The organism is Pseudomonas sp. NY15437 (genome assembly GCF_048068435.1).
In the GTDB taxonomy this organism is placed as follows: Bacteria; Pseudomonadota; Gammaproteobacteria; order Pseudomonadales; family Pseudomonadaceae; genus Pseudomonas; species Pseudomonas nitroreducens_B.
The window spans coordinates 672,883-697,371 of record NZ_JBLUQC010000002.1 but is presented as its reverse complement, the minus strand read 5'-3'; the positions used below and the strand labels follow the sequence as shown (position 1 = coordinate 697,371).

Genomic DNA, 24,489 nt, shown 5'->3' with positions numbered 1-24,489 from the left:
GGCTCCTTGTAGGAGCGGGCCATGCCCGCGATCGCGCGCATGGCGCGCTCCTACAGGTGTTTCGGCGGTCAGCCGGTGTCGCGGGCTCCACCCAGCAGGACCAGCAGTTGTTCGATCAACTCCGCCTGGTCCTCGGCGATATCGATGATGTGGAATCCCGCCCAGCCCAGCTGCCCATCCGCGCCGGCGCGGCTCCACAAACAGTCGGCACCCAGGTGGATTTCGCCGATCTCGTCCAGCGGCGGCGCCGGTACCAGTTGGCAGTCCCAGACGGAATCGGCGTCCGGCACGTCCACACCGCAGAGCATGAAACCCTCGGCGGACAGGTCGGCGAGCCGGCCCAGGCTGCGCCCGGAGTGGCGGTCGAAGACTTCCACGGTCAGCCCGGTCTGCTGCCGGCTATGCTGGCGACGCTCACTCATCGACGGCTCCTTCAGGTCTGTGCCGGGGTGCGCCCGGTCATCAAGCGTTGCAGAACCCGGTAGATCGCGCCCAGTGCGCGATCCATCAGCGGGGCGGACTGTTCCGGCGGCACCAGGCGGACCTTGCCCGCTTCCATCTCCTGAGCCAATTGCACGATCGGTTTGACCGCCACCCGTTGCCCGGTGTGGTCGACGAACATGTAGTTGTGGGTGGTGGGGCTGAACCATGACAGCTTGAGCCGGCGCGCCGGCGTAGTGTCGTGAAACTCGAACCAGGCGCCGAACTCCAAGTGGCTCAGCTCTTTCATCAAGCTCTTCGCACGTTCTGACAGGACTTCGCCGTCGGGCTTGACCAGGGTATGGCCCTCGGCCCCGAGCATTGCGCCCAGCGGGCTCTGCGGTAGTTCCTGCTTGAACTGGGCCGCGATTTGCGGCTGCTGCGCCTGGATCGCCTGCTGGCAGGCCACCAGATCCTGCAGCAGGCGGCGGATGCCGGCCTCGTGGTAGCCGCCCAGGACCTCCAGGCCCTTGCGCAGCTCTTCCAGCAGGGCCAGGCGGATCGCTTGCAGGTGTTCACGGCCGGCTGGGTCCAGCGGCGTCACGCTCCAGGCCAGTTGTTCGGCCACTTCGCAGGCGCGCTTCCATTCGTCGCTGTGCTCACCGCTGCGCAGCACGATAAAGGTGAGGGCATCGCACCAGCTCATTTCCAGGAAGTGGCGTACCAGTTCCGGCAGCTCGCGGCCCTGGGTCACCCGGGCGATGGCTTCCAGCGCTTGTTCCCGTGCTGCCAGCAGACGGTCGCGGCCGCGGGCGGCCTCCATGGCGCGGCGCTCGCGCAGCTCGACCTTCTGCCGAAGGTTGGCGACGTACTCGTTGAACTCGCCCAGCAGGTTGTCGAACAACGACAGGTCGCCAGCGAAATCCTGGATCACCCGCTCGACCACCCAGTGCATCTTCGCCAGCAGCGCGCGCTCCTCGCCCTCGCCGCCATAGAGCACGCCGGCCTGGGCCATGGCGTTGAGCAGCTTGCGCGCGGGGTGGTGGTGCTGGGTGAACAACTGCTTGTCCAGCAGCGCCACCTTGAGGAACGGCGTGTGCAGGTGGGAGAGGGTGGTCTTGCAGCTATCGGGCAGGTTCTCGTCATCCAGGATGAAGTCGAAGACCATGCCCACCAGGTCGATGACGTCAGCTTCCTGGTCGGTCAGGCGAGTGCTTTTCGGCTGCGCGCTGCCGGCTTCGAGCTGGCGCTGCAGGTCGGCCTTCAGTGCATCGACCGGCTGCGGCCGGCGCAGACGCTGGGCTAGCTCCTGGGCGGACTCCCGTTGTAGCCGGTTCAGCGCCTCGAGCAGTTCATTGGCGCTGTAGGTCGTGCTGGCAGAACTCGGGCCGAAGCTGACAATGCTCTGGGTGTTGCCGAACAGCGTGGCCTTGTTGCCCCGCCGGCGGTGCTCGGCAAGCAATACGGCGAGGCCGCTGAACAGCGCATTACGGTCGCCGGGAGGCATGTCCGGCAGGTCGCTGGCGGTATAGGGCGATGGCGCGGAGCGGCCGCCGTCTGCCGCCGAAGGGCTTTCCCGGGCCTCGGTCGTGCGCGGCGCTGGCGCGGCCGCCGGGCGTTGGCCCTGGGGCCGGTATTTCAGGTTCGGCAGGATGCCGCCGTCGGCCAGGCGTTTGTTCAGCTGCTCATACAAGGGCTGGAGATGCTGCATGACCTGCTGATCGAACAGCACATACAGGATGGTCTTGACCCGTAGCGCAAAGGCGCTGCCCGCCAGGGTGTCACGGAACGCCTGGGCGATCGCCTGTGGGCCGAACGGGTTGCGCTCCTCGCCCAGCTTGCTGCCGTTGTTCAGCAGTGCCAGGCGCTGATCAAGGGCGAAGAGCAGTTGAGCGCACTGGGCGCGCACCTGGTTGACCATGTTGGTCACCAGCAGCGTCTCTTCGTATTCATCGTTGCCGACCAGGGTCAACTGGTCCACGTCCAGCTCCTCCAGCGGCGCCACTGCCGGCAGCTTGCCCTCGAGGAAGTCGTTCAGGCCCTTGGCGATGCGTTGGTGATAGGAGCGTTCGAGATTCGGCCGCTCGCGGCGAACCTCGCGCATGGCGTCGAAGAACAAGGCTTGGACCTGATTGTTCTCGGCCTTCTCGGCGCATTCGAACAACGTGTCGTCCACCTGCGCGAAGACATGCCCCAGCAGTTCGGCGAGGTGATTCATCGCCAACTGGCGGCAACCCTGCACCAGTTCGCCGAAGCGGGGCTGGATGACCCGGCTGGCGATGGGGGAGGGCGGTGGGGTGTCCTTGTTGCTCATGGCCATCCTGTGCGTGATCGCCCCGTCTGCACCCGCGGTGGATCACTCATGGTTTCCATGCAGATATAGCAACCAGCCCGGTCGCCTGCAAAGCAGAGAAAAACTTTTTGGATCAGAGTGTTGACAGGCGTTTCGATATACGTAAAATGGCGCGCCTCTGATGCGGGAATCCGGTGAAGCCGGAAGAAAGTAGAGGAGATTGGAAGGCTCGTCGTTCCGCGATAGCTCAGTCGGTAGAGCAAATGACTGTTAATCATTGGGTCCCTGGTTCGAGTCCAGGTCGCGGAGCCAACTTCCAAGCGGGGTATAGCGCAGTCCGGTAGCGCGCCTGCTTTGGGAGCAGGATGTCGGGAGTTCGAATCTCTCTACCCCGACCAAAATTTGGGTCGTTAGCTCAGTCGGTAGAGCAGTTGGCTTTTAACCAATTGGTCGTAGGTTCGAATCCTACACGACCCACCATATTCAAGACGTCTGGTTCGCCGGATGCAGGAAGTGGACGCAATGCCACTTCAGTAAAAAAGCCCGCCTTCACGGCGGGTTTTTTTTGCTCATTTTTCGGCTGATGCCTTTCGCCTGCTATCACTTCCTCCCATCGAGGACGCCATTTTCCTCCGGTGACGCTGACCTGCGGAAAGCGAACTGCCGCTGTCGGCAGGCTGGCCGTGGCGCCCAGACCGATATGGGCGTAGCGGCATCTATTCAGTCAGGCGATTCGGCAGGAAAAGCCATGGCTCGGGCGGTAGATATCTGCGGTACCGCTCGGAAAATCCGTCAGACGGTTTCGGGTTTTGTCGTTCTTCCTCAGAAAAAACAACAGGCGTAATGGCCAACGTCTGGATGTCCAGTTGATGTAAGTGAACGGTTTTCCGCGCCGATTTCTCACATTCAACGGCATTTTTCCTGAGCCATTTCCGAGCCTAGGAAATTTTTACTTTTTTTAGCGCAACGTGCCCTGGCTTCGTCGGCGTGGTCCGATCTTCCCGCGCGTTTAGGAAATTTACTCTGGCCCTCTCACATTGAGTTTCTTGAGGGGGAGATCCATATGGAAGTCGAAAAAGTCGCTCTGGTCGCAGTTACCGCGAATGCAGCCGAGAAAGTGACGGTCAAGACGGGGGGCAAGATCAAGGCGGCAGCGGGCACCAAGTACCTGCTGCAGGTGATCAACAGCGATGTATCGCCCGAGAACGCTACCGTCCAGCGGGACGGCAAGGACCTGCAGGTCTTCTTCGAGGGCAGCGATACACCCGACCTGACCATCCAGGACTTCTTCGCCGAGGGCATGGACAGCCAGCTCTACGGCGTCGCGGAAGACGGCCAGTTGTACGCCTACGTGCGTACCGACGGTGAAGGCTACTACGGCCCGCTGTTGCTGAATGAAGGCGAATCGGCGCCCATCGCCCTGGGCGGGGATTCCCTGGGCGATGGTGCGCCCTATCTGGCCTCCAATTTCGATGAGACCGCGGGTTTCGTACTGTGGCCCTGGCTGCTCGGCCTGGCAGGCATTGGCGCCGCCACGGCGGCCGTCATCGACCACAACCGCGACGACGGTCATAAGACCCGCACCAGCCCTGCGCCGACCAATATCAAGGTGATCGACGACGTCGGCCCGATCCAGGGGCAACTGGCCAACGGTGACGTGACCGACGACGCCCGCCCGACCGTTACCGGCAGCGGCATGGCCGGCGCGGTGATCCGCCTCTACGACAACGGCACCGAGATCGGCAGCACCCAGGTCGGCAGCACCCAGGTCGGCGCGGATGGCACCTGGTCCTTCACGCCCACCTCTGATCTGCCCGATGGTGAACACAAGTTCACCGTGATCCAGGAAGTCTCCGGGCGCAAGCCGAGTGCGCCGGTGGATGTGCTCGACTTCTCCGTCGATACTGTCCCGCCTGCCGACCCGGTCGCCACCATCGTCGGCGGTGTCGAAAACGGTGGCGATCTCTATTCGCCGAGCAATACGCCGACCCTCACCGGCACCGGTGAACCGGGCGACACCATCATCATCGAGTTCCCCACTGGCGAGAAGGTCACCACCACGGTCGGCCCGGATGGCAAGTGGACGGCCAACCCGCCCAGCCAGGGGCTGCCCGAGGGCCCGGTGGACATCATCATTACCGAGCGGGACCCGGCCGGTAACGAAACCACCGTCAAGCTGCCGGCCATCGTCGACACCATCGCCCCGGATGCGCCGCAGGTATGGCTGGACCCAGCCTCCGACAGTGGGGTGAAGGGCGACAACATCACCAACGACACCAAACCGAAGATCGTCGGCAAGGCCGAGGCGAACTCGCAGGTCACCGTCACCATCAAGGAAACCGGCGAAGTCATCCAGGTGAAAGCCGACGAGAATGGCGACTGGTCCGTGGTGCCCACCCGCGTACTGCCCGAAGGTCCGATCCACATCGAGGCCGTCGCCACCGACGCCGCCGGCAATACCAGCCAGCCGGGCACCCTCGACCTGACCATCGACACCACCCCGCCGAACTACCATGACCTCGCCATCACCGGCGTGCTCGACAGCGTCGGCGAGATCACCGGCAATATCGCCAATGGCGGCGAAACCGACGATGCCCACCCGGTGATCAGCGGTACCGGTACCGCCGGCGACACCGTCATCGTCTATGCCAAGGACAGCACCGGCAACCACGAAATCGGCCGAGCGACCGTGGGCAGCGACGGCACCTGGTCGCTCAAGCCCGAACTGCCGCTGGTTTCCGGCCTCAACGTGCTGACCGCCGTGGAAGTGGACGTGGCGGGCAACCAGACCGTGCCGAGCCAGCCGTACAGCATCACCGTCGATACTGGCGCGCCCGCGGCGCCCACCATCGTCAACGTCTATGACGACGTCGGCCCCTACCAGGGCTTCCTGCAGAAGGGCGCCGTCACCGACGACAACCAGCCGACCTTCAACGGCACCGCGCAGCCTGGCACCACCATCAAGCTGTATGACGACGGCAAGCTGATCGGCAGCGGCGTCACCGATGCCAAGGGCAACTGGAGCATCACCACCGACAAGCTGGCCGACGGCCTGCACGAGGTGACCGCCACCGCTACCAACAGCGTGGGGCAGGCCAGCGAGCCGACCGGCGTCTGGCCATTTACCGTGGATACAGTCGCCCCGGACAACGTGAAGAACCTGGTCATCCTCGACGACATCGGTGAAAAGACCGGGCCGCTGTACAACGGCGACACCACCATGTCCACCGCGGTGTTGGCTTCGGTGGAGGTCAGCAGGCCGTCGTCCGCCTTTGGAATGCTGGTGATGGTCGGAGCGTGGAGCGCACCGCTGTCCTTGCCCATCGCTTGCACGACGATGGCGCCAGTGATGTTGTTGTCGACCAGGGCATTGATATGCAATGTGGCCGTCTGGGTATGACCAGCACTGTCGACGCCGGTGTAGACGTAGTTAGTCATCGGAGATACCACTCCCCAAGCCGATGGTGGTCACCGGAATGGAAGAGTTGCCGCCCGGCGGGTTGGCCATCAGGTTCTGCCAAGTGGTGAGCTGGGCCGCGGTGGGCGATGTCGTGGGGTTACCGTCGGAAATGAAGAACACTTGCTTGTTGGCGACGGTACCCGCCGTCATTTCCGCCGTGATGTTCGCCGTCGCCTTGGTCAGTGCCGACACGTAGTTGGTACCGCCCACGGCGCTCAGGGCATTCACGACTTTGAGCAAGTCGGTGTACCCCGTATCGGTCGCCTTGGAGAAGGTGAACGTGCCTTTGTCAGTAGCCGAGTCGGCAAAGGTGATCAGGTTGAGCGTCGCCTTGGCACCCATGCTGACGATGGTATTCATCATGTTGAGCAGGGCGGTCTTGGCCGACGTGATGCCGGTCCCCGACATACTGCCGGAGGTATCCAGAACCACGGTGTAGTTGGTGACGGGCGACTTGGTATCCACCGTAGCGGGATAGTCGTCCCCGTTCGGTATGACACTGAAGTCATAGCGCTCGGACGGGACGCTGGTATTACCAGCAGCATCGGTAGCCTCCGCCGTCAGCTTGTGTACCCCTTCCGGCAGGCCCGTGGTCGGAGTGAAGCTCCACTTGCCGTCCTTGTCGGCCGTCACACGGCCGATTTCCTTGCCATCGTCCTTGACCACCACCGTGCTGCCGGCTTCCGCCTTGCCACTGATGACCGGCGTGGGGTCATCGGTGTCGCCGCCATTGGCGATGTTACCGATGGCGTAGCCTTCATCGGCATAGACCGAATCGATGGTCGGCTGCGCCGGCGCGGTGTAGTCGGTGGTAATGCTGTAGACGTCGGATTTCGGGCTGGTGTTGCCCGCCTCGTCAGTCGCCGTGGCGGTGAAGTCGTGCTTGCCTTCGCTGATGCCTGACGTCGGCGTGAAGGACCAGTTGCCGTGGTGATCTTGCCCGTGTCCACGATGAAGTCGAACTTGTCGGACGGATTGCTGACGTTGCCGGCGGCGTCGATGGCCTTGGCCGTGATGCTGTGATCGCCGCGACCGAGCGGATTGGTCGGGGTGAACGACCAGTTGCCGCTGGCATCGGTCAGCGCGGTGCCGAGTTTCAGGGTGCCGTCATAGATCTCCACCTTGCTGTTGGCTTCGGCAGTACCGCTGATCTTCGGCTGATCATCATCGGTGGTATCGCCCGGCTTCAGGTGCCCAGCGTGGTTTCGCCGTCCTTGACGGTCACGGTACTGCCGACCTTGCCGGTGCCGTTGATGACCGGACGGGTATCGTCGGTCTCGCCACCACTGGTGATATTGCCGGTGATGCTGCCGACGTTATCGACCACCGAGGTGATCGACACCAGCAGCTTGGAGGTATCGACGGTCACATCCAGCTTGTTGCCCGGGCCGGAGCTGTTACCCGCCTGGTCCAGCACGACGGTGGTGAACGAGTGATCGCCGTCCTTCAGCGCTGTGGTAGGGATGAAGCTCCACTTGCCCTGGGCGTCGACATCCGCGCGGCCCAGCTCATTACCGTTGTCATAGAGGATGACCTTGCCGTTAGGTTCGGCATCACCGGTGAACACCGGACGGTTGTCGTCAGTGGTATCGCCGTTGTGCAACGGGCCGGTTTCATCGCCCACGTTGTCGGTCACGACCAGCGTGGTGTTGGCCGGCGCGGTCGTATCGACGGTGAACGGCCAGATGCCGGTCGGGTCACTGACCTTGCCTACCCCATCGGTGGCAGTCGCGGTCACCTCATGCAGGCCGTCGGCCAGTGTGCTGGTAGTGATGCTCCAGTGGCCCTTCGCATCGGCCTGCCCGCTGCCGATCAAGGTGCCGTCGGTGTCATACAGCTTGACGGTGCTGCCCGCCTGGGCGGTGCCACTGAAGGTCGGCTGGTTGTCATCGGTAATGGCGCCCTTCTGCAGGAAGCCGGTGTACGGCCCGACGTCGTCCAGGACGTTCTCGATCACCGGCGGCGCCGGGGGCGCGATGTCCAGCGTGAAGCTGTACTTGGCACTGGGGACGGACGTATTGCCGGCCGGGTCCATTTCCACTGCCGTCAGCTGGTTCAGGCCCGAGACCAACGGGGTGGTCGGCTGCAGTTTCCAGGTGCCATCGGCACCAACAGTGGTGCGGCCAATTTCACGATCACCGGTAACGTCGTGGGTGTAGACGATCAGTGTGTCGCCCGCGGTGCCCTTGCCGCTGATGACCGGACGCGGGTCGTCAGTGATACCGCCGCTTTCGATATTGCCGGTCACTTCGCCCACGCTATCGAGCACGCCGGTAATGAGCGGCGCGGCAGGCGGCGTGTAGTCGGTGATGATGCTGAAGACGTCTGATTTCAGGCTGGTGTTGCCAGCCTTGTCAGTCGCATCGACGGTGAAGTCGTGCGGGCCTTCGTTGAGCGGCGTGGTGGGGGTGTAGGACCAGTGCCCCTCATTGTCCGCGGTGACGCTGCCCAGCACCTTGTTGTTGTCGTAGACCGTGACCTTGGAGCCCGCTTCCGCCTTGCCGGAGAGGGTCGGGCACGGGTCGTCGGTTACGCCGCCCTTGGCAACCGGGCCCTGGATCGAACCTACGTCGTCATAGACCTCGTCGATGGTCGGCTTGGACGGCGCGGTGGTATCAGCGCGCGGCATATGCGCGGGCCAATGCGGCGGAAGAGAAGATGGAGTCGACGCGTCGCGAGTCCGAATACCTCATCCGCAACCTGGTCGAGCAACGCGATTTGTCCGCCTCGCGCGTCGATGACTACAAGTCGCTGCTGGTGGAGTCCGATCGGGTGCGCAAGATGTTCTATGACCAGTGGTACCACCTGGGCAAGCGCACCCTGCTGGATGTGCTGATCGCCGAGAACGAGTACTACTCTGCCCAGATCGCCGCGTGCGATACCTACTACAACGCCAAGGCCAGCGATCTGCGCATCCGCGCGGAAACCAGCGGCCTGATGGCCTGGCTGGCGCCGGGCAGCGAGGCTAGCGCTCGCTGATTGCCCGCGGTCCTGTGACCGTTTCCGCCTGATCCATTGCGTTACTTCCGGCATGCCCGCCCCGGCGGTCATGGTGGCGGAACTCGTCCCTGAAGCCAGGGCGGGCATGCCGAGAAGACGCCGATTTTTCCTGCACGCGCGTCATAAATTGAATGACTTTCTCCCTTGCGAATGCTCCTGTGCGTCGATGTGTCGCAGGGTGCGCAGCGGCAGTTCGTCACATTCGCAAGGGTTCTTGATCACCATCATGGCAAGGTCTTTGCCGAAGGTGTTGGCGGTCTGTCTCGGGCTACCCGTGGCTGGCTGTAAGCCGCGTCCTTCGCCGCTTCGACGCTGCCCGATGGCTCGCCGACGGAAGCACTGGCCGGCAGGACTTAGCCTCACAAAGACTCGGTGAATTGATCATTTTGCGATCAGTCAGAACTGTGACTGTTTCGTGGGCTGAGAAAATATCTTGTTAAAAATGAAAGGGCGGGGCCTTGAAAGGGGTTTCTGAAATGCTTTGTAATATCCGCCGTCCATTTCCTACCCCCAAATCGCTGAGTCGCACTGACGCAGATCATTGCCAGTGTTCACCCTGTGGTGCAGCGGCATAACAACAGGGGGCTGCCATCGGTGGGCTCCTGTCATAAGACGAGTCGGGCAATCCGCTCGTGCATCCGGTGTGCGACGCGCGCGCTTCAACGAGCCGCCAGTCCAGACACCACACGCTGAATAACACGGAACGAATCAGCTGACGAAATCGGTTTCGCATCGCGAAGACCGGGCGACCTCCCTTTGCCTGGAATCCTTGCGGCCGCGTTCGTGAATCCATGACAGCCCTGGCAGGCGGCTTGGAAAAGTCGCGGGTAACGAGTCGTCGAGCAATGCGTGGCGAAGGCTCATGGGCGGTGAGGCGATTTTCATCCACTAAGGCCGCAAGATGAAAAAAGAGCAGTACACAGGAATTTTGAAGAGACTTGCGCTGCTGCCGATGCTGATGCTCGGTGGCTGCAACATGGCGCTGTTCGACCCGAAAGGGCAGGTTGGCGCCGACGAGAAGTCCCTGATCATCACGGCAACCCTGCTGATGCTGATCGTGGTGGTGCCGGTGATCCTGATGACCCTCGGGTTCGCCTGGAAATACCGGGCTTCGAACACCAAGGCCACCTACATGCCGGACTGGTCGCACTCGACCAAGATCGAGCTGGTGGTATGGCTGGTTCCCTGCCTGATCATCGCCGTGCTCGGCTGGATCACCTGGGAGAGCACCCACAAGCTGGACCCGTACCGTCCGCTGGACTCCGAGGTCAAGCCGGTGACCATCCAGGCCATCTCGCTGGACTGGAAGTGGCTGTTCATCTACCCGGAACAGGGCATCGCCACCGTCAACGAAATCGCCTTCCCGAAAGATACCCCGGTGAACTTCCAGATCACCTCGGATTCGGTGATGAACTCGTTCTTCATCCCGCAGCTGGGTAGCCAGATCTACTCCATGGCCGGGATGCTCACCAAGCTGCACCTGATCGCCAACGAAGAAGGCGTGTTCGACGGCATCTCCGCGAACTACAGCGGCGGCGGCTTCTCGGGCATGAAGTTCAAGGCCATCTCCACCTCCGAGCAGGGCTTCCAGGAGTGGGTTGCGAAGGTCAAGGCCTCGCCGCAGACCCTGAACCTGGATCAGTACCCGGAGCTGGTGAAGCCGACCGAGAACGTCCCGGCGACCTACTTCGCAACCGTCAGCCCCGAGCTGTTCTCCCACGTGCTGAACAAGTGGGAACACGCCGGTCACGCCATGGCGAAAGCCGAGCAGGCCAAGGGCGAGCACGGCGAAGCAGCCCATGACGAGGCCGCCATGGCGGGCCACGACATGAGCAACATGCAAGGCATGCAGGGCATGCAAATGAATCCGAGCCAGGAGTAACCGCAGATGTTCGGGAAACTGACACTGTCGGCCGTGCCGTATCACGAGCCGATCATCGTCATCACGCTGGCCGTCGTCGCCCTGTTGGGCCTCGGCGTAGTCGGCGCGATCACCTACTACCGCAAGTGGACCTACCTGTGGACCGAATGGCTGACGTCCATCGACCACAAGAAAATCGGCGTGATGTACATCATCGTCGCTCTGGTCATGCTCCTGCGCGGCTTCGCCGACGCCATCATGATGCGCGGCCAGCTCGCGCTGGCTGAAGGCGCCAACCACGGCTACCTGCCGCCGGAACACTACGACCAGATCTTCACCGCTCACGGCGTGATCATGATCATCTTCATGGCCATGCCCTTCATGACCGGTCTGATGAACCTGGCCGTGCCGCTGCAGATCGGCGCGCGCGACGTGGCGTTCCCGTTCCTGAACTCCCTGAGCTTCTGGCTGCTGGTCGTCAGCGCCATGCTGGTGAACGTCTCGCTGGGCCTGGGCGAATTCGCCCGTACCGGCTGGGTCGCCTACCCGCCGCTGTCCGAACTGGCCTACAGTCCGGGCGTGGGTGTGGACTACTACATCTGGGCGCTACAGATATCGGGTATGGGTACCTTGCTCACGGGTATCAACTTCCTGGTGACCGTGTTCAAGATGCGCACCCCCGGCATGAAGCTGATGCAGATGCCGATCTTCACCTGGACCTGCACCTTCGCCAACATCCTGATCGTTGCGTCGTTCCCGATCCTGACCGCGGCCCTGGGCCTGCTGTCGCTGGACCGCTACTTCGACATGCACTTCTTCACCAACGAGCTGGGCGGCAACGCCATGATGTACATCAACCTCTTCTGGGCCTGGGGCCATCCTGAGGTGTACATCCTGATCCTGCCGGCCTTCGGTATCTTCTCCGAAGTCACCGCCACCTTCGCCGGCAAGCGCATGTTCGGCTACACCTCGATGGTGTGGGCGAGCGCCGCGATCACCTTCCTCGGCTTCACCGTGTGGCTGCACCACTTCTTCACCATGGGTTCGGGCGGCGACGTCAACGGCTTCTTCGGCGTTGCGACCATGCTGATCTCCATCCCGACCGGGGTGAAGCTGTTCAACTGGCTGTTCACCATCTACCGTGGCCGCCTGCGCTTCACCACCCCGATCCTGTGGACTCTGGGCTTCATCGTCACCTTCACCATCGGTGGCATGACCGGCGTTCTGCTGGCCATCCCGGGCGCTGACTACCTGCTGCACAACAGCCTGTTCCTGATCGCCCACTTCCACAACACCATCATCGGTGGCGCGGTGTTCGGCTACCTGGCCGGCTTCGTCTTCTGGTTCCCGAAAGCCTTCGGCTTCACCCTGGACGAGAAGTGGGGCAAGCGTTCCTTCTGGTGCTGGCTGGTCGGCTTCTACATGGCCTTCATGCCGCTGTACATCCTCGGCTTCATGGGCATGACCCGTCGCCTGAACCACTACGACAACCCAATGTGGAAGCCGTACCTGGTGGTGGCGTTCTTCGGTGCCGTGCTGATCTTCTTCGGTATCGCCTGCCAGCTGATCCAGCTGCTCGTGTCGATCAAGAACCGCAAGCAGCTGGCCGACGTGACCGGCGACCCGTGGGGCGGCCGTACCCTGGAGTGGTCCACTTCCTCGCCGCCGCCGTACTACAACTTCGCCGAACTGCCGAAGGTCAACGACATCGACGCGTTCCACGAGATGAAGCAGACCGGTACCGCGTACCGCAAGCTGCCGGCCTATGCACCGATCCATATGCCGAAGAACACCGCCGCTGGTTTCTCCATCGCGCTGTTCGCCTTCATCTTCGGCTTCGCCGCCATCTGGCACATCTGGTGGCTGGTGGGCGTTGGCTTCGTCGGCATGATCGCCTCGGTCATCGTGCGCAGCTATGTCACCGACCTGGACTACTACGTCCAGCCCGATGAGATCGAGCGCATCGAAAACGCCAACTTCCAGAAACTCGCCACTGCGCAGGTATAAGCGATGTCTACGGCAGTACTGAATCAACACCTGGTCGATACGCACGAAGCGGCGCACGACCATGACCACGCCCACGACAGCGGCGGCATGACGGTCTTCGGCTTCTGGCTGTACCTGATGACCGACTGCATCCTGTTCGCGAGCGTCTTCGCCACCTACGCCGTGCTGGTCAACCACACGGCCGGCGGCCCGAGCGGCAAGGACATCTTCGAGCTGCCCTATGTGGCCGTCGAAACCGCGATCCTGCTGATCTCCTCCTGCACCTACGGCCTGGCCATGCTGGCCGCGCACAAGGGTGCCAAGGGCAAGGCCATCGCCTGGCTGGGCGTGACCTTCCTGTGCGGCGCCGCGTTCATCGGCATGGAACTCAACGAGTTCCATCACCTGATCGTCGAAGGCTTCGGCCCGAGCCGCAGCGCCTTCCTGTCGTCCTTCTTCACCCTGGTCGGCATGCACGGCCTGCACGTGTCCGCAGGCCTGCTGTGGATGCTGGTGCTGATGGCGCAGATCGGCACCCGTGGCCTGACCGCGCAGAACAACACCCGCATGATGTGCCTGAGCCTGTTCTGGCACTTCCTGGATATCGTCTGGATCTGCGTCTTCACCGTCGTCTACCTGATGGGGGCTCTGTAATGACCGCTGCTGCACATCATCACGACTCCCACGGTGCCGGCCACGACAACCACGGCGCCGGTCACGGCAGCCTGGGTTCGTACGCCATCGGCTTCGTGCTCTCGGTGATCCTGACCGCGATTCCGTTCTACATGGTCATCGACGGCGGCTTCTCGCGTCACGCCACCCTGCTGACCATGGTGATCCTGGGCCTGGTCCAGGTCGTCGTGCACCTGATCTGCTTCCTGCACATGAACTTCAGCTCCGAAGGCCGCTGGAACGTGATGGCATTCATCTTCACCGCCATCATCATCCTGCTGGTGGTCGGTCTGTCGCTGTGGATCATCTACACCGCAGACAGCCTGATGATGCCGATGCCCTGAGGGCCGATGCCGTGAAACTCAAGCGTTATCTCCTGGTCGCCAAGCCGGGCATCATCTTCGGCAACCTGATCGCGGTGGCGGGGGGATACTTCCTCGCCGCCCGCGGCAGCGTTGACCCGATGCTGCTGCTGGCTACCGTGATCGGCCTGTCCCTGGTCGTTGCCAGCGGTTGTGTGTTCAACAACTGCATCGACCGCGACATCGATCGCTTCATGGAGCGTACCCGTAGCCGTGTCACCGTGACCGGGCAGATCTCGCTGAAGGCCGCCCTGGCCCACGGTGTGGTGCTCGGCGCGGCGGGCTTCGGCCTGCTGGCGTGGAAAACCAACGTGCAGGCGACCCTGCTCGCCGCGTTCGGCTTCTTCGTCTACGTCGTGCTCTACAGCCTCTGGCTCAAGCGCAGCTCCGTCTACGGCACGCTGGTCGGCAGTCTCTCCGGAGCCATGCCGCCGGTGGTGGGCTACTGCGCCGCCAGCGGTCACTTCGACATGGGCGCGGCGGTGCTGCTGCTGATCTTCTGCCTCTGGCAGATGCCGCACAGCTATGCCATCGCGATCTTCCGCCTCAATGACTACCGCGCCGCCGGGATTCCCGTGCTGCCGGTGGAGCGGGGCATCGAAGCGACCAAGAAGCAGATCCTCTACTACGTGCTGGCCTTTGGTCTTGCGACCCTGCTGCTGACCGTGACCGGCTTCGCCGGCTACGGATACCTGGTGGTGGCGCTGGCCGTCAGCGCCTGGTGGCTGTTCATCGCGGTGAAAGGCTTCAGTGCCGAAGACGACCGCCGCTGGGCCCGCCAGCTGTTCGCCTTCTCCATCATCGCGATCAGCGTGCTGAGCCTGATGATGTCCATCGACTTCCAGGCCATCCCGGCCCAGTCGATGCTGGCGGCGCTGTAAGGCTGCTTCGCTGCAACGAAAAAGCCGCCCTTCGGGGCGGCTTTTTTGTGCCTGGCATTTCATCGGGCTTGGAACCGCTCTTCGTAGGAGCGAGCTTGCTCGCGAACAGTGTTCCCCGGCAGCTTTGGCGTTCGGGGCTGCCTTTGTAGGAGCGCGCCATGCGCGCGATCGCGGGCATGGCCCGCTCCTACAGGTGAGGCGTATGCGCCTCGCGCGTAGGAGCGGACTCCGTCCGCGATCGCCAGCCGGTCAATGCAACTTCAAGCGCGGCTCGGTACTGCGCCCGATGCGGTCCGCGATCATCAGCAGCGCGGTGCGGAACGGCCCGTACAGCGCCATCTGGTGCATGCGGTAGAGCGACACGTAGAACATCCGCGCCAGCCAGCCCTCGAGCTTCACGCTGCCCATCAGGTTACCCATCAGGTTGCCCACCGCGCTGAAGCGCGACAGCGAGATCAGCGAGCCATAGTCGGTGTAGCGGTACTCCGGCAGCGGCTTGCCCTCCAAACGCGCGACGATGGCCTTGGCCAGCAGCGACGCCTGCTGGTGCGCCGCCTGGGCGCGTGGCGGCACGTTGCGTTCGCTGCCATCGCCCAGCGGGCAGGCGGCGCAATCGCCGAAGGCGAAGATGTTGTCGTCGCGGGTGGTTTGCAGGGTAGGGCGGACCACCAACTGGTTGATGCGGTTGGTCTCCAGGCCGTCGATTTCCTTGAGCAGGCTCGGCGCGCGGATGCCCGCCGCCCACACCTTCAGGCTCGCCGGAATGAACTCGCCCACCGCCGTGCGCAGCCCGTCCGCAGTCACCTCCTGCACCGCCGAACCGGTGAGCACGCGCACGCCGAGTTTCTCCAGCGTCTGGTGCACCGGGCGGCTGATGCGCTCGGGCAGCGCCGGCAGTACGCGCGGGCCGGCCTCGATCAGGGTGATGCGCATGTTCTGCGGCTGGATGCCGGTCAGGCCGTAGGCCGCCAGCTCCTGCGCGGCGTGGTGCAGTTCCGCCGACAGCTCGACCCCCGTGGCACCGGCGCCGACGATGGCGACGCTGATCTGATCGTCCTTGTCCTGCCCGGCGTGGGCGCGCAGGTAATGGGTCAGCAGCAGCTTGTGGAAGCGCTCGGCCTGCTCGCGGGTATCCAGGAAGATGCAATGATCCGCAGCGCCCTGGGTGCCGAAGTCATTGGTGGTGCTGCCGATGGCCAGGACCAGCGTGTCGTAGTCCAGCGCGCGCGCCGGCACCAGCTCCTCGCCCTGCTCGTCGAGCGTGGCGGCGAGCTGGATGCGCTGGCTCGCGCGGTCCAGGCCGGTGAGACGGCCGAGCTGGAATTCGAAGTGGTTCCATTTCGCCTGGGCGACATAGTTCAGCTCATCCTCGTAAGAGTTGAGCGAGCCGGCGGCCACTTCGTGCAGCAGGGGTTTCCAGATGTGGGTGAGGTTGGCGTCGACGAGCGTAATGCGCGCCTTGCTTTGTTTACCCAGGGTGCGGCCGAGACGGGTCGCGAGCTCCAGCCCGCCGGCGCCGCCGCCGACGATCACGATACGATGGGACATGGTGCATTCTCATAGCTTAAGGAATCCTGTATCGGCCCGTGGCGGCACGGCGCTCACGCAAGGTAGGCCAGGAGGCGGCTCAGCAAACCCAGGGCGATGACCACAGCGAGCAAGCCACCCATCATCAGCCAGGGCTTGAACGGCGCACGCTGGACCTGGTGGACGGGGGAGCTGAGGTACTGATCGACCTTCTGCTGGTCTTCGGGGCTCAGGCGACTGGGCATGGGCGGCCTCCGTTTATAATGTCCTGCATTCTAGTAGGGCTCGGGCGGCCTCTCAATGCGCCGCCGATCAATGCCGCATTGCGCCGGCGCCTATTTACAGGCCGACGCCCATGTCGAAGAGGATGCTGCGGCCCAGGCTGCCGCGCAGGAAGTCCGGCGCGTCACTGTGGGCGAAGAGCACGCGGGCGAAGGTCGGGCCGACCACCGACAACGAGCGCCACCCCTGGCGCAGGTATTCGGTGGGGGGCGGGAAGGGCGTATTGAAGTCCGGCGTCTCGCGCTTGAGGCTGACGAACGCCAGCAGGTCCAGCTCGCGCGGGTCGATGCCGCGCTCGGTGTAGTTGTGCGCTTTCTTGCGCAGCGTCGGCGCCAGGCGCGCCTGCAGTTCCGCGCAGGGAATCCGTCGCGGTCGCTGTTCACGGCGGATCAACTGGTTGAGGCTCTGGGCCATGCGCCGGCGCAGCAGCTCCTCCTTCCATTCCTCGTTGAGCCGGCGCCCCTGGTCGAGCACGAAGAAGACCTCGAAGGTGGCGTCGCGGAACAGCACATCCGGTGGCTGCTGCGTGGGTGCGATGAAGTCTTCCTGGCGATACGGCACCTTCAGCGCCTGCAGCAGCCGCTGGCAGGCCCAGCACTCCCGCTCCCATTTGCGGGCGTTGGAGAGGAAGTCATTGGCTTGTTCCGCCTGGCGCGTCAGCAGGCGCAGATAGTCGGTCTCGTTCATGACTCAAGCATAGTTGCTGGCGGCCGCAGGCGAGCCCCGATGGCGGTGTAGACTGTTGCCAATCATTGTCGGTTCCAGGCAAGGGGGACGCGTGAAACGATTGCTGGGCGGATGGCTGTTGATGGTGCTGGCAAGCGCGGCGGTGGCGCAGGAATCGCCCGCCATCGGCTGGACGCTGCTGGACCAGTTCGACAAACCCTACACCGCAGGCGCTGACCTGAACGTCCTGCTGGTCGCCCACGACATGGCCGGCTCCAAGCTGGTCAAGGCGGCGCTGACAGATCATCCGCAGGGCTATCTCGAAGCGCGGCACGCCGCCTTCGTCGCCGACATCAGCCGCATGCCGGCCGCCATCTCCAAGCTGTTCGCCATCCCCGCCATGCGCGACTACCCCTACCGCGTGCTGCTCGACCGCGAGCCGCGGGTGGCCAGCCGCTTCCCCGGCCAGGCCGATGCGGTGACCTGGCTGCAGCTGGACCAGGGCAAGGTCGTCTCGACCCATCAGTTCGACTCGGTGCAGGCCCTGCGCCAGGCGTTGGAGCGGGGCACGCCGTGATTGCCGCGCAGCTGCTGTCGGCCGAAACCCTGGAGATCGGCTGGGCGATCTACCTGCCCATCGTCGCCTGGGCCATCTGGCGCGCGCCGTGGCTGGAACTGGTCAGCGACTTCCGCCGCCAGCACCTGGTGTTCGGCACCATGCTCGGGTTGTTCCTGCTGTGGCTGGTGCGGCGGGACTTCGCCTCTGGCGTGTCCTTCCACTTCATCGGCATGACCGCCGTGACCCTGCTGCTGGACTGGCCACTGGCAATTCTGGTCGGCCTCGTGGCGCAGCTCGGCCTGTGCGCCATCGGCCGACAGGACTGGGCCGCCCTCGGCGTCAACGGCATCCTGCTGGTGCTGATTCCGGTGGTCATCACCGAACTGGCGGCGATCTTCGTCGAGCGCCGCCAGCCGCGAAACCTGTTCGTCTACATCTTCTGCTCGGGCTTCTTCCCGGCGGCGCTGGCGGCCGTGTGCAGCCTGCTGCTGGGCCTAGGCCTGCTGTGGATGGACGGGCTGTTCCCGATGCCGCCGTGGATCGAGGATTTCATCGGCTACCTCTGGCTGATCATGTTCCCGGAGGCCTTCATCAACGGCACCATCGTCACCGGGCTGGTGGTCTTCTACCCGGACTGGCTGGAAACCTTCAACCGCACGCGCTACCTGCAGGCGCCGTGGAAGGACGACGATGAGCCGCGTTGATGTTCGTACATCGTCCAGGTGCATCGCCGCCGTCGATTGATCCAGGTCAGTTCGCGAAGCTCGGGCGATCAGGGAAGCTTTCTCCCCCATTCGCAGGAGATTGCCAATGAGCATTCACAGCTGGGCCGAGCAGCGTCTTTCAGAGCTGCTGATCGAAGCCGAAGCCGGCGGGCAGGACCCGCAACTGGTCGTGCGCGCGCTGCTCAGCGCGGTGGTGCGGGCCAATGCGCAAGTGCGCACGCAGGAGGACCTCGAGCACGAACTGCATTTCCTCGCCGATAACCTGGACGAGGATCGGGACTACACCTTCATGCGTCCCTGAACGAAAAAGGCCCGCAGATGCGGGCCTTTTTTCTTCTGTAGGAGCGAGCTTGCTCGCGAACGCTCTTTCGGCTGTCACCCCCACAGATCGGGCGGTTCGCGAGCAAGCTCGCTCCTACGAAAAGCTGCAAAAAAGCCACCTCGAGGGGCGGCTTTTGTCGAGCTCAATGCCCGCGCGGCTTTTCCAGATCACCAGAGAACAGCTCGTCTTCCAGATTGTCGCCGGGAATGGCGTGCTCTTCCGCCGCCCAGGCGCCCAGGTCGATGAGCTTGCAGCGGTGCGAGCAGAAGGGGCGGTACTCGCTCTTGGCGCTCCACTCCACGGGCGCGCCGCAGGTGGGGCATTCCACGGTCAGGGGTTGGCTCATGGTTGTCCTCCACGCAGGCCGAGATAGAACTGATGCAGACGCTCGACCTGCTGGTGCAGGTGGCCGAGGTCGCCATCGTTGAGCAGCACGTCGTCCGCGTGCTTGAGCCGGTCGTCGCGCAAGGCCTGGGCCTTGAGAATCGAACGGACGTGATCTTCCGACACCTGGTCGCGGCTCATGGTGCGCTCCAGTTGCAGGTGTTCGGGGGTATCCACCACCAGTACGCGCTGGGTCATGCGGTGCTGCCCGGACTCCACCAGCAGCGGCGAGACCAGGATGGCGTAGGGCGATTGCGCCTGCGCCAGGTTGCTGGCGATTTCCTGGCCGATGAGCGGGTGCAGCAGTTGCTCGAGCCAGCGGCGCTCGTCCTCGGCCTTGAAGATGCGCTCGCGCAGGGCGGCGCGGTTGAGCTGGCCGTCCGGCAGCAGCATGGCGTCGCCGAAGCGCTCGACGATCTTCGCCAAGGCAGGGCGGCCGGGTTCCACCACCCAGCGCGCGGCATTGTCGGCGTCGACCGTATGGATGCCCAGCGAGGCGAAATGCTCGGCGGCGGCGCTCTTGCCGCTGCCGATGCCGCCGGTGAGGCCCAGAATCCAGGGTTTCATCATTCTCCTTCAGCCGGCCCGGTGGCCGTCCAGAAGCGCCGACGAAACTCGGCGCAGGAGAAGGCTAGCGGAAACCGGCGAACTGCAGATAGGTCGCGGTTATTTGATCACCCCAGAGCAATGCAATCCAGCCGGCGATGGCCAGATAGGGGCCGAAGGGGATGGGCGTACTGGTTTCCGCATTGCGAAGGCGCAGCATGATCACACCCAGCACCGCACCCACCAGCGACGACAGCAGGATGGTCAGCGGCAACACCTGCCAGCCACCCCAGGCGCCGAGCATGGCCAGCAGCTTGAAGTCGCCGTAGCCCATGCCTTCCTTGCCGGTGATCAGCTTGAACAGCCAGTACACCGACCACAGGCTCAGATACCCGAACACCGCGCCCCAGAGCGCGTCGCCCAGGTTGGTGAAGAGGCCGAAGTGGTTGACGATGAGACCGAGCCACAGCAACGGCAACACCAAGTCGTCCGGCAGCAGCTGATGATCGATATCGATCATGCTCATCGCCAGCAAGCCCCAGGTCAGCAACAGCATCGCACCGGCCTGCCAGCCGAAGCCGTAATGCCAGGCGATGAAGGCCGACAGCGCGCCGCACGCCAGCTCGACCAGCGGATAGCGCTTGCTGATCGGCGCCTTGCAGGCCGAACACTTTCCGCCCAAAACCAGCCAACTGACCACCGGGACATTCTCCCAGGGCTTGATCTCATGGGCACAGTGAGGGCACTGGGAGTTCGGCAATACCAGGTTATACGTCGGCTGCTTCTCGCCCTCCGGCAGCCCCAGCGTTTCCCGCGCCTGCTGGTGCCAGTCGAGCTGCATCATCCGCGGTAGGCGATGGATCACTACGTTGAGGAAACTGCCGATCAGCAGACCGAGCAGGGTGACACATAAAACAAAGGCCAGCGGGGTGCTGGCCAGGAAGTTGGATATGGGCATCTTTAAACTACTTGGCCCAGCTGGAAGATCGGCAGGTACATGGCGATGATCAGGCCGCCTACCAGCACGCCGAGCACGGCCATGATCATCGGTTCCATGAGAGTGGTTAGGTTGTCGACGGCGTTGTCGACTTCTTCTTCGTAGTAGCTGGCTACCTTGTCGAGCATGTTATCCAGTGAGCCGGACTCTTCGCCGATGGCGGCCATCTGAACCGCCATGCTGGGAAATACGCCTGTCGTTTTCATGGAGAAGTTCAACTGAGTGCCCGAGGACACGTCCTGCTTGATCTTGGCGACGGCATTGCGGAAGACGACGTTGCCGGTGGCGCCGGATACCGAGTCCAGAGCCTCTACCAACGGCACGCCGGCAGCGAAGGTGGTGGATAGCGTACGGGCGTAACGGGCTACGGCGGACTTGTAGATGATGTCGCCGACAATCGGAATGCGCAGGACACCACGGTCCACCAGATCACGGAACTTTTCCGAACGAGTGTGTGCGGTCTTCAAGCCGAAGCCGATCGCGAACATGGCGATCAGAATGATGAACCACCAAGCTTGCATCACTTCGGAGAGGTTGATGACCATCTGAGTGAACGCTGGCAGCTCGGCACCGAAGTTCTCGAATACCGACTGGAACTGAGGTACTACCTTGATCAGCAGAATGGCAGAAACGATCAGAGCCACGATGACCACCGCGATAGGGTAGGTCATGGCCTTCTTGATCTTGGCCTTGAGCGACTCTGTCTTCTCCTTGTAGGTCGCCACGCGATCGAGCAGCGTTTCGAGGGCGCCCGACTGCTCGCCTGCATCCACCAGGTTGCAGTAGAGGTCGTCGAAATACAGAGGCTTCTTGCGCAGGGCGTTGGCTAGGCTGTTGCCGGCGGCCACTTCCTGCTTCACTTCATCGATCAGCTTGCGCATGTTCGGGTTGTCGAAGCCCTCACCAATGATGTCGAAGGACTGCAGCAGGGGGACGCCCGACCCCATCATCGTTGCCATTTGGCGGGTGAACAGCGCGATGTCCATGGGCTTGATGCGCTTGCCCTGGCTGAGGAGGGATATTCCCTTCTTGCGTACCTTGGTCGGGTTGATGCCTTGCTTGCGCAATTGTGCCTTGACCAGCGCCGTGTTGACTCCGGAAAGCTCCCCCTTGACCTTCCCGCCCTTGCGATCAGTGCCTTCCCAGGCGAAGACGCTGCTCTTCAATGCTTTTTCCGCCATGGATTAATCCTTGGTCACGCGGTTGACTTCTTCGAGGCTGGTTATGCCTTGCATGGCTTTCAGTAGGCCCGAAGTGCGCAGATCGTTGAAACCTTCTTTACGTGCTTGGTCGGCGATCTGAATGGAATTGCCTTCTTCCATGATAATCCGCTGCAAGGCCGGCGTGATTTTAACCACTTCATAAATCCCTACGCGTCCCTTGTAGCCACCCTTGCAATTTTCACATCCAATGGGCGTATAGAGCTTGAAGGTACCAATTTTGTCTTCTGGGAAACCTTCGTGACGTAGCGCCTCGGGAGGAATATCGTGCTCCTTCTTGCAGTGAGGGCACAGTTTTCGAGCTAGGCGCTGGGCGATGATCAGATTGGTGGAGGTTGCCAGATTGAAAGACGCGACGCCCATGTTCAGTAAGCGTGTCAGAGTTTCTGCCGCGCTATTAGTGTGCAGTGTGGACATCACCATGTGGCCCGTCTGCGCGGCCTTGATGGCGATTTCGGCTGTTTCCAGATCCCGGATCTCGCCGACCATGATCACGTCCGGGTCCTGACGTAGAAATGCACGTAGTGCTTGGGCGAAATCCATGCCCTGGCGCGGGTTGACGTTAACTTGGTTGATGCCTTCCAAGTTGATCTCCACTGGGTCTTCGGCAGTAGAAATGTTGATGTCTGGGGTGTTGAGGATGTTAATACCCGTATATAACGAGACAGTCTTTCCAGAACCCGTCGGTCCGGTGACGAGAATCATGCCTTGTGGCTGCTTGAGGGCATCTAGGTAAAGGTGCTTCTGTGATTCTTCATAGCCCAATGCATCGATGCCCATCTGCGCGCTGGCTGAGTCCAGAATTCGCATCACGATCTTCTCGCCCCACAACGTGGGCATAGTATTGACTCGGAAGTCGATGGACTTACTCTTAGATACCCGCATCTTTATGCGGCCGTCTTGGGGCTTGCGACGCTCTGAAATGTCCAGCCCGGCCATAACCTTTAGGCGTGCCGAAATGCGGCTGGCCAATTGAATAGGGGGCTTTGCGACCTCGTGCAACATTCCGTCGGTACGGAAGCGTACGCGGTAGATTTTCTCGTAGGGCTCGAAGTGAAGGTCCGAGGAGCCGCCTTTGATGGCGTCAAGCAGCATCTTGTTGACAAAGCGCACAACAGGGGCGTCGTCGGCGTCTCCGCCGATGGGCTCATCTTTTTGCTCTGCATTGCCGTTTTCGATATCCAGGCCGTCCAGGTCGATGTCGCCCAAATCGTCCAGAGCGCTCGTTGCACTTTCAAAGAGCTTTTCGATGGCCTCCCCGAGCTTGTCGTCCTCAACCAGAATGGCTTCGGTGGTCAGGCCGGTGCTGAACTGTACGTCGGTGATTGCCTGGTGGTTAGTCGGGTCGGAAAGACCCACGAACAACTTGTTACCGCGACGCCAAAGCGGAAGGACGCGGTGCTGGCGAATCAGTTTTTCTGACACCAGCTCCTTGGGCAGGGCCTCCCGATCGATGCTGGTCAAATCGCAGAACGCTACACCGAATTGATCGGCAGCGAGCTCCGTAAGCGGCCGGCTTTTCACCAATTTGTTCTGAACCAGATAGGTGACAAGCGACAGTTTGTTACGTTGCGCCTGCAATTGTGCCTGCTGGGCGCTTCTCTCATCGAGAAGCTCGGATTGCACCAGTTGGCGAGCGAGGCCGGACAGGACGACTTGATCGTTCATGAAAGGGAATGCCAAGAAGAGTATCAATGCCTTATAACGCAGATGTCACGGAGTGCCAAATTGGTGAAGGGCGCCTGTCAAAAAATGTCACTTCTGGCGCAAGAGTGCGTAGGCTCTGCGAGAGAATCACTGTTTGGCGAGCGTGGATGTGGCTGCGGGAGGGATGGCATGATTTCTGCTTAGGGTCTGTTTAGGTCCTACGACCTCTTATAAACCTGGAGAGAATTATGAAGGCTCAAAAAGGCTTTACTCTGATTGAACTGATGATCGTGGTCGCCATCATCGGTATTCTGGCGGCTATTGCACTGCCGGCTTATCAGGACTACACCAAGCGTTCTCACGTGACCGAGGGTTTGACTCTCGCTTCTGGCGCCAAGACCGCTGTCACTGAATATTTCGCCTCCAAAGGCGCTTGGCCTAGCAACAACGCCTCCGCTGGAATTGCTACTGCTGCTTCTATCAAAGGCAATGCCGTTCGAAGTGTGACCGTGAACGCCTCGCAAATCACTATCGTTTATAATACTAAGGTTGAAGCTGGCAAAACTGTTATTTTGCAGGGCTCATCGTCCAGCTCCGGAGCTGTGACTTGGACTTGCAATACCGGCAACCTGAGCTCTAAGTATCTGCCGTCCAACTGCCGCTAACCGGTATTGTTTAA

Annotated in this window: 23 protein-coding genes, 3 tRNA genes and 1 pseudogene; 14 read left to right on the top strand and 13 right to left on the bottom strand. The window is 62.3% G+C overall.

Annotated elements, in window-relative coordinates; all coding sequences use genetic code 11:
- Window positions 1-68: 68 nt before the first annotated feature.
- A complete protein-coding gene (locus ACNFIA_RS07275; RefSeq protein ID WP_169888755.1) occupies window positions 69-422 on the bottom strand; it encodes a PilZ domain-containing protein in 354 nt (117 codons plus the stop codon).
- A gap of 11 nt (window positions 423-433) precedes the next feature.
- Window positions 434-2,734, bottom strand: coding sequence for a DUF1631 domain-containing protein (locus ACNFIA_RS07270; protein WP_416783661.1), 2,301 nt, complete (start codon window positions 2,732-2,734; stop codon window positions 434-436).
- Between the two features lie 215 nt (window positions 2,735-2,949).
- Here ACNFIA_RS07270 and ACNFIA_RS07265 point away from each other — a divergent pair.
- The 4 genes from ACNFIA_RS07265 to ACNFIA_RS07250 all read left to right on the top strand — a co-directional run bounded on the left by ACNFIA_RS07265 (window position 2,950) and on the right by ACNFIA_RS07250 (window position 6,113).
- A tRNA-Asn gene (locus ACNFIA_RS07265) sits at window positions 2,950-3,025 on the top strand.
- Between the two features lie 9 nt (window positions 3,026-3,034).
- Window positions 3,035-3,111, top strand: a tRNA-Pro gene (locus ACNFIA_RS07260).
- A gap of 6 nt (window positions 3,112-3,117) precedes the next feature.
- Window positions 3,118-3,193 (top strand) — tRNA-Lys (locus ACNFIA_RS07255).
- 583 nt (window positions 3,194-3,776) lie between these two features.
- Complete coding sequence (locus ACNFIA_RS07250; protein WP_416783659.1) at window positions 3,777-6,113, top strand: Ig-like domain-containing protein; 2,337 nt, start codon at window positions 3,777-3,779, stop codon at window positions 6,111-6,113.
- Between the two features lie 30 nt (window positions 6,114-6,143).
- Here ACNFIA_RS07250 and ACNFIA_RS07245 read toward each other — a convergent pair whose 3' ends face one another.
- The 3 genes and pseudogenes from ACNFIA_RS07245 to ACNFIA_RS07235 all read right to left on the bottom strand — a co-directional run bounded on the left by ACNFIA_RS07245 (window position 6,144) and on the right by ACNFIA_RS07235 (window position 8,802).
- Window positions 6,144-7,235 (bottom strand): Ig-like domain-containing protein, encoded by a 1,092-nt coding sequence (locus tag ACNFIA_RS07245; RefSeq protein WP_416783759.1) that lies wholly within the window; start codon window positions 7,233-7,235, stop codon window positions 6,144-6,146.
- Window positions 7,127-7,363 (bottom strand): annotated as a pseudogene (locus ACNFIA_RS07240) (Ig-like domain-containing protein); the annotation flags it as partial. The gene ACNFIA_RS07245 and the pseudogene ACNFIA_RS07240, both read right to left, overlap by 109 nt.
- The gene (locus ACNFIA_RS07235; RefSeq protein WP_416783657.1) at window positions 7,360-8,802 is read right to left on the bottom strand and encodes an Ig-like domain-containing protein; all 1,443 of its coding nucleotides are present in this window, start codon (window positions 8,800-8,802) and stop codon (window positions 7,360-7,362) included. The pseudogene ACNFIA_RS07240 and the gene ACNFIA_RS07235, both read right to left, overlap by 4 nt.
- 29 nt (window positions 8,803-8,831) lie before the next feature.
- Here ACNFIA_RS07235 and ACNFIA_RS07230 point away from each other — a divergent pair, with 29 nt between their 5' ends.
- From ACNFIA_RS07230 to cyoE, 6 genes are all read left to right on the top strand, one after another.
- Complete coding sequence (locus ACNFIA_RS07230; RefSeq protein WP_416783656.1) at window positions 8,832-9,152, top strand: hypothetical protein; 321 nt, start codon at window positions 8,832-8,834, stop codon at window positions 9,150-9,152.
- A 922-nt stretch (window positions 9,153-10,074) separates the two neighbouring features.
- Window positions 10,075-11,055: a ubiquinol oxidase subunit II gene (cyoA, locus tag ACNFIA_RS07225; RefSeq protein WP_169890157.1), complete on the top strand. Its 981-nt coding sequence runs from the start codon at window positions 10,075-10,077 to the stop codon at window positions 11,053-11,055.
- A gap of 6 nt (window positions 11,056-11,061) precedes the next feature.
- Window positions 11,062-13,041 (top strand): cytochrome o ubiquinol oxidase subunit I, encoded by a 1,980-nt coding sequence (gene cyoB, locus ACNFIA_RS07220; RefSeq protein WP_416783654.1) that lies wholly within the window; start codon window positions 11,062-11,064, stop codon window positions 13,039-13,041.
- 3 nt (window positions 13,042-13,044) lie between these two features.
- Window positions 13,045-13,674 (top strand): cytochrome o ubiquinol oxidase subunit III, encoded by a 630-nt coding sequence (cyoC, locus tag ACNFIA_RS07215; RefSeq protein ID WP_015475724.1) that lies wholly within the window; start codon window positions 13,045-13,047, stop codon window positions 13,672-13,674.
- Complete coding sequence (gene cyoD, locus ACNFIA_RS07210; RefSeq protein ID WP_169890160.1) at window positions 13,674-14,036, top strand: cytochrome o ubiquinol oxidase subunit IV; 363 nt, start codon at window positions 13,674-13,676, stop codon at window positions 14,034-14,036. Before cyoC ends, cyoD begins: the two co-directional genes overlap by 1 nt.
- A gap of 11 nt (window positions 14,037-14,047) precedes the next feature.
- Window positions 14,048-14,935 carry a heme o synthase gene (gene cyoE, locus ACNFIA_RS07205; RefSeq protein ID WP_065084247.1) on the top strand — a complete coding sequence of 296 codons (888 nt, stop codon included), beginning with the start codon at window positions 14,048-14,050 and terminating at the stop codon, window positions 14,933-14,935.
- A gap of 249 nt (window positions 14,936-15,184) precedes the next feature.
- On the opposite strand, the gene ACNFIA_RS07200 is transcribed toward cyoE, so the two are convergent.
- From ACNFIA_RS07200 to ACNFIA_RS07190, 3 genes are all read right to left on the bottom strand, one after another.
- The gene (locus tag ACNFIA_RS07200; protein WP_416783652.1) at window positions 15,185-16,483 is read right to left on the bottom strand and encodes an NAD(P)/FAD-dependent oxidoreductase; all 1,299 of its coding nucleotides are present in this window, start codon (window positions 16,481-16,483) and stop codon (window positions 15,185-15,187) included.
- Window positions 16,484-16,536: 53 nt separating this feature from the next.
- Window positions 16,537-16,707 (bottom strand): DUF3094 domain-containing protein, encoded by a 171-nt coding sequence (locus tag ACNFIA_RS07195; RefSeq protein ID WP_065084249.1) that lies wholly within the window; start codon window positions 16,705-16,707, stop codon window positions 16,537-16,539.
- A 94-nt stretch (window positions 16,708-16,801) separates the two neighbouring features.
- The gene (locus tag ACNFIA_RS07190; RefSeq protein ID WP_416783650.1) at window positions 16,802-17,431 is read right to left on the bottom strand and encodes a DUF1780 domain-containing protein; all 630 of its coding nucleotides are present in this window, start codon (window positions 17,429-17,431) and stop codon (window positions 16,802-16,804) included.
- A gap of 121 nt (window positions 17,432-17,552) precedes the next feature.
- Here ACNFIA_RS07190 and ACNFIA_RS07185 point away from each other — a divergent pair, with 121 nt between their 5' ends.
- From ACNFIA_RS07185 to ACNFIA_RS07175, 3 genes are all read left to right on the top strand, one after another.
- Window positions 17,553-17,987 carry an FAD/FMN-containing dehydrogenase gene (locus ACNFIA_RS07185; protein WP_416783758.1) on the top strand — a complete coding sequence of 145 codons (435 nt, stop codon included), beginning with the start codon at window positions 17,553-17,555 and terminating at the stop codon, window positions 17,985-17,987.
- Complete coding sequence (locus tag ACNFIA_RS07180) at window positions 17,984-18,673, top strand: energy-coupling factor ABC transporter permease (RefSeq protein WP_226046021.1); 690 nt, start codon at window positions 17,984-17,986, stop codon at window positions 18,671-18,673. The genes ACNFIA_RS07185 and ACNFIA_RS07180 overlap by 4 nt, the downstream gene beginning before the upstream one ends.
- Before the next feature lie 106 nt (window positions 18,674-18,779).
- Window positions 18,780-18,995 (top strand): hypothetical protein, encoded by a 216-nt coding sequence (locus ACNFIA_RS07175; RefSeq protein ID WP_226046022.1) that lies wholly within the window; start codon window positions 18,780-18,782, stop codon window positions 18,993-18,995.
- Window positions 18,996-19,158: 163 nt separating this feature from the next.
- Here ACNFIA_RS07175 and yacG read toward each other — a convergent pair whose 3' ends face one another.
- The 5 genes from yacG to pilB all read right to left on the bottom strand — a co-directional run bounded on the left by yacG (window position 19,159) and on the right by pilB (window position 23,831).
- A complete protein-coding gene (yacG, locus tag ACNFIA_RS07170; protein WP_226046023.1) occupies window positions 19,159-19,362 on the bottom strand; it encodes a DNA gyrase inhibitor YacG in 204 nt (67 codons plus the stop codon).
- Window positions 19,359-19,970, bottom strand: a complete 612-nt coding sequence (gene coaE, locus ACNFIA_RS07165; protein ID WP_416783647.1) for a dephospho-CoA kinase — start codon at window positions 19,968-19,970, stop codon at window positions 19,359-19,361. Before coaE ends, yacG begins: the two co-directional genes overlap by 4 nt.
- Window positions 19,971-20,031: 61 nt before the next feature.
- A complete protein-coding gene (locus ACNFIA_RS07160; RefSeq protein WP_416783645.1) occupies window positions 20,032-20,904 on the bottom strand; it encodes a prepilin peptidase in 873 nt (290 codons plus the stop codon).
- Window positions 20,905-20,906: 2 nt separating this feature from the next.
- Window positions 20,907-22,124 (bottom strand): type II secretion system F family protein, encoded by a 1,218-nt coding sequence (locus ACNFIA_RS07155; RefSeq protein WP_416783643.1) that lies wholly within the window; start codon window positions 22,122-22,124, stop codon window positions 20,907-20,909.
- Between the two features lie 3 nt (window positions 22,125-22,127).
- On the bottom strand, window positions 22,128-23,831 hold the full coding sequence (gene pilB, locus ACNFIA_RS07150; RefSeq protein ID WP_416783641.1) for a type IV-A pilus assembly ATPase PilB: 1,704 nt from the start codon (window positions 23,829-23,831) through the stop codon (window positions 22,128-22,130).
- Between the two features lie 227 nt (window positions 23,832-24,058).
- Between pilB and ACNFIA_RS07145 the strand changes: the two genes are divergently transcribed.
- Entirely contained in the window at window positions 24,059-24,475 is a 417-nt protein-coding gene (locus ACNFIA_RS07145; protein WP_416783639.1) for a pilin, read from the top strand.
- Window positions 24,476-24,489: the final 14 nt, after the last annotated feature.

What these genes read in the sequence shown, in the direction of transcription:
- pilB (WP_416783641.1), bottom strand. Translation starts at nt 23,831, where the DNA reads ATGAACGATCAAGTCGTCCTGTCCGGCCTCGCTCGCCAACTGGTGCAA.
- ACNFIA_RS07270 (WP_416783661.1), bottom strand. Translation starts at nt 2,734, where the DNA reads ATGAGCAACAAGGACACCCCACCGCCCTCCCCCATCGCCAGCCGGGTC.
- cyoC (WP_015475724.1), top strand. Translation starts at nt 13,045, where the DNA reads ATGTCTACGGCAGTACTGAATCAACACCTGGTCGATACGCACGAAGCG.
- ACNFIA_RS07275 (WP_169888755.1), bottom strand. Translation starts at nt 422, where the DNA reads ATGAGTGAGCGTCGCCAGCATAGCCGGCAGCAGACCGGGCTGACCGTG.
- ACNFIA_RS07235 (WP_416783657.1), bottom strand. Translation starts at nt 8,802, where the DNA reads ATGCCGCGCGCTGATACCACCGCGCCGTCCAAGCCGACCATCGACGAG.
- ACNFIA_RS07195 (WP_065084249.1), bottom strand. Translation starts at nt 16,707, where the DNA reads ATGCCCAGTCGCCTGAGCCCCGAAGACCAGCAGAAGGTCGATCAGTAC.
- cyoA (WP_169890157.1), top strand. Translation starts at nt 10,075, where the DNA reads ATGAAAAAAGAGCAGTACACAGGAATTTTGAAGAGACTTGCGCTGCTG.
- ACNFIA_RS07145 (WP_416783639.1), top strand. Translation starts at nt 24,059, where the DNA reads ATGAAGGCTCAAAAAGGCTTTACTCTGATTGAACTGATGATCGTGGTC.
- ACNFIA_RS07175 (WP_226046022.1), top strand. Translation starts at nt 18,780, where the DNA reads ATGAGCATTCACAGCTGGGCCGAGCAGCGTCTTTCAGAGCTGCTGATC.
- cyoB (WP_416783654.1), top strand. Translation starts at nt 11,062, where the DNA reads ATGTTCGGGAAACTGACACTGTCGGCCGTGCCGTATCACGAGCCGATC.
- ACNFIA_RS07250 (WP_416783659.1), top strand. Translation starts at nt 3,777, where the DNA reads ATGGAAGTCGAAAAAGTCGCTCTGGTCGCAGTTACCGCGAATGCAGCC.
- ACNFIA_RS07155 (WP_416783643.1), bottom strand. Translation starts at nt 22,124, where the DNA reads ATGGCGGAAAAAGCATTGAAGAGCAGCGTCTTCGCCTGGGAAGGCACT.
- coaE (WP_416783647.1), bottom strand. Translation starts at nt 19,970, where the DNA reads ATGATGAAACCCTGGATTCTGGGCCTCACCGGCGGCATCGGCAGCGGC.
- cyoD (WP_169890160.1), top strand. Translation starts at nt 13,674, where the DNA reads ATGACCGCTGCTGCACATCATCACGACTCCCACGGTGCCGGCCACGAC.
- ACNFIA_RS07200 (WP_416783652.1), bottom strand. Translation starts at nt 16,483, where the DNA reads ATGTCCCATCGTATCGTGATCGTCGGCGGCGGCGCCGGCGGGCTGGAG.
- yacG (WP_226046023.1), bottom strand. Translation starts at nt 19,362, where the DNA reads ATGAGCCAACCCCTGACCGTGGAATGCCCCACCTGCGGCGCGCCCGTG.
- ACNFIA_RS07190 (WP_416783650.1), bottom strand. Translation starts at nt 17,431, where the DNA reads ATGAACGAGACCGACTATCTGCGCCTGCTGACGCGCCAGGCGGAACAA.
- ACNFIA_RS07230 (WP_416783656.1), top strand. Translation starts at nt 8,832, where the DNA reads ATGGAGTCGACGCGTCGCGAGTCCGAATACCTCATCCGCAACCTGGTC.
- ACNFIA_RS07185 (WP_416783758.1), top strand. Translation starts at nt 17,553, where the DNA reads ATGGTGCTGGCAAGCGCGGCGGTGGCGCAGGAATCGCCCGCCATCGGC.
- ACNFIA_RS07160 (WP_416783645.1), bottom strand. Translation starts at nt 20,904, where the DNA reads ATGCCCATATCCAACTTCCTGGCCAGCACCCCGCTGGCCTTTGTTTTA.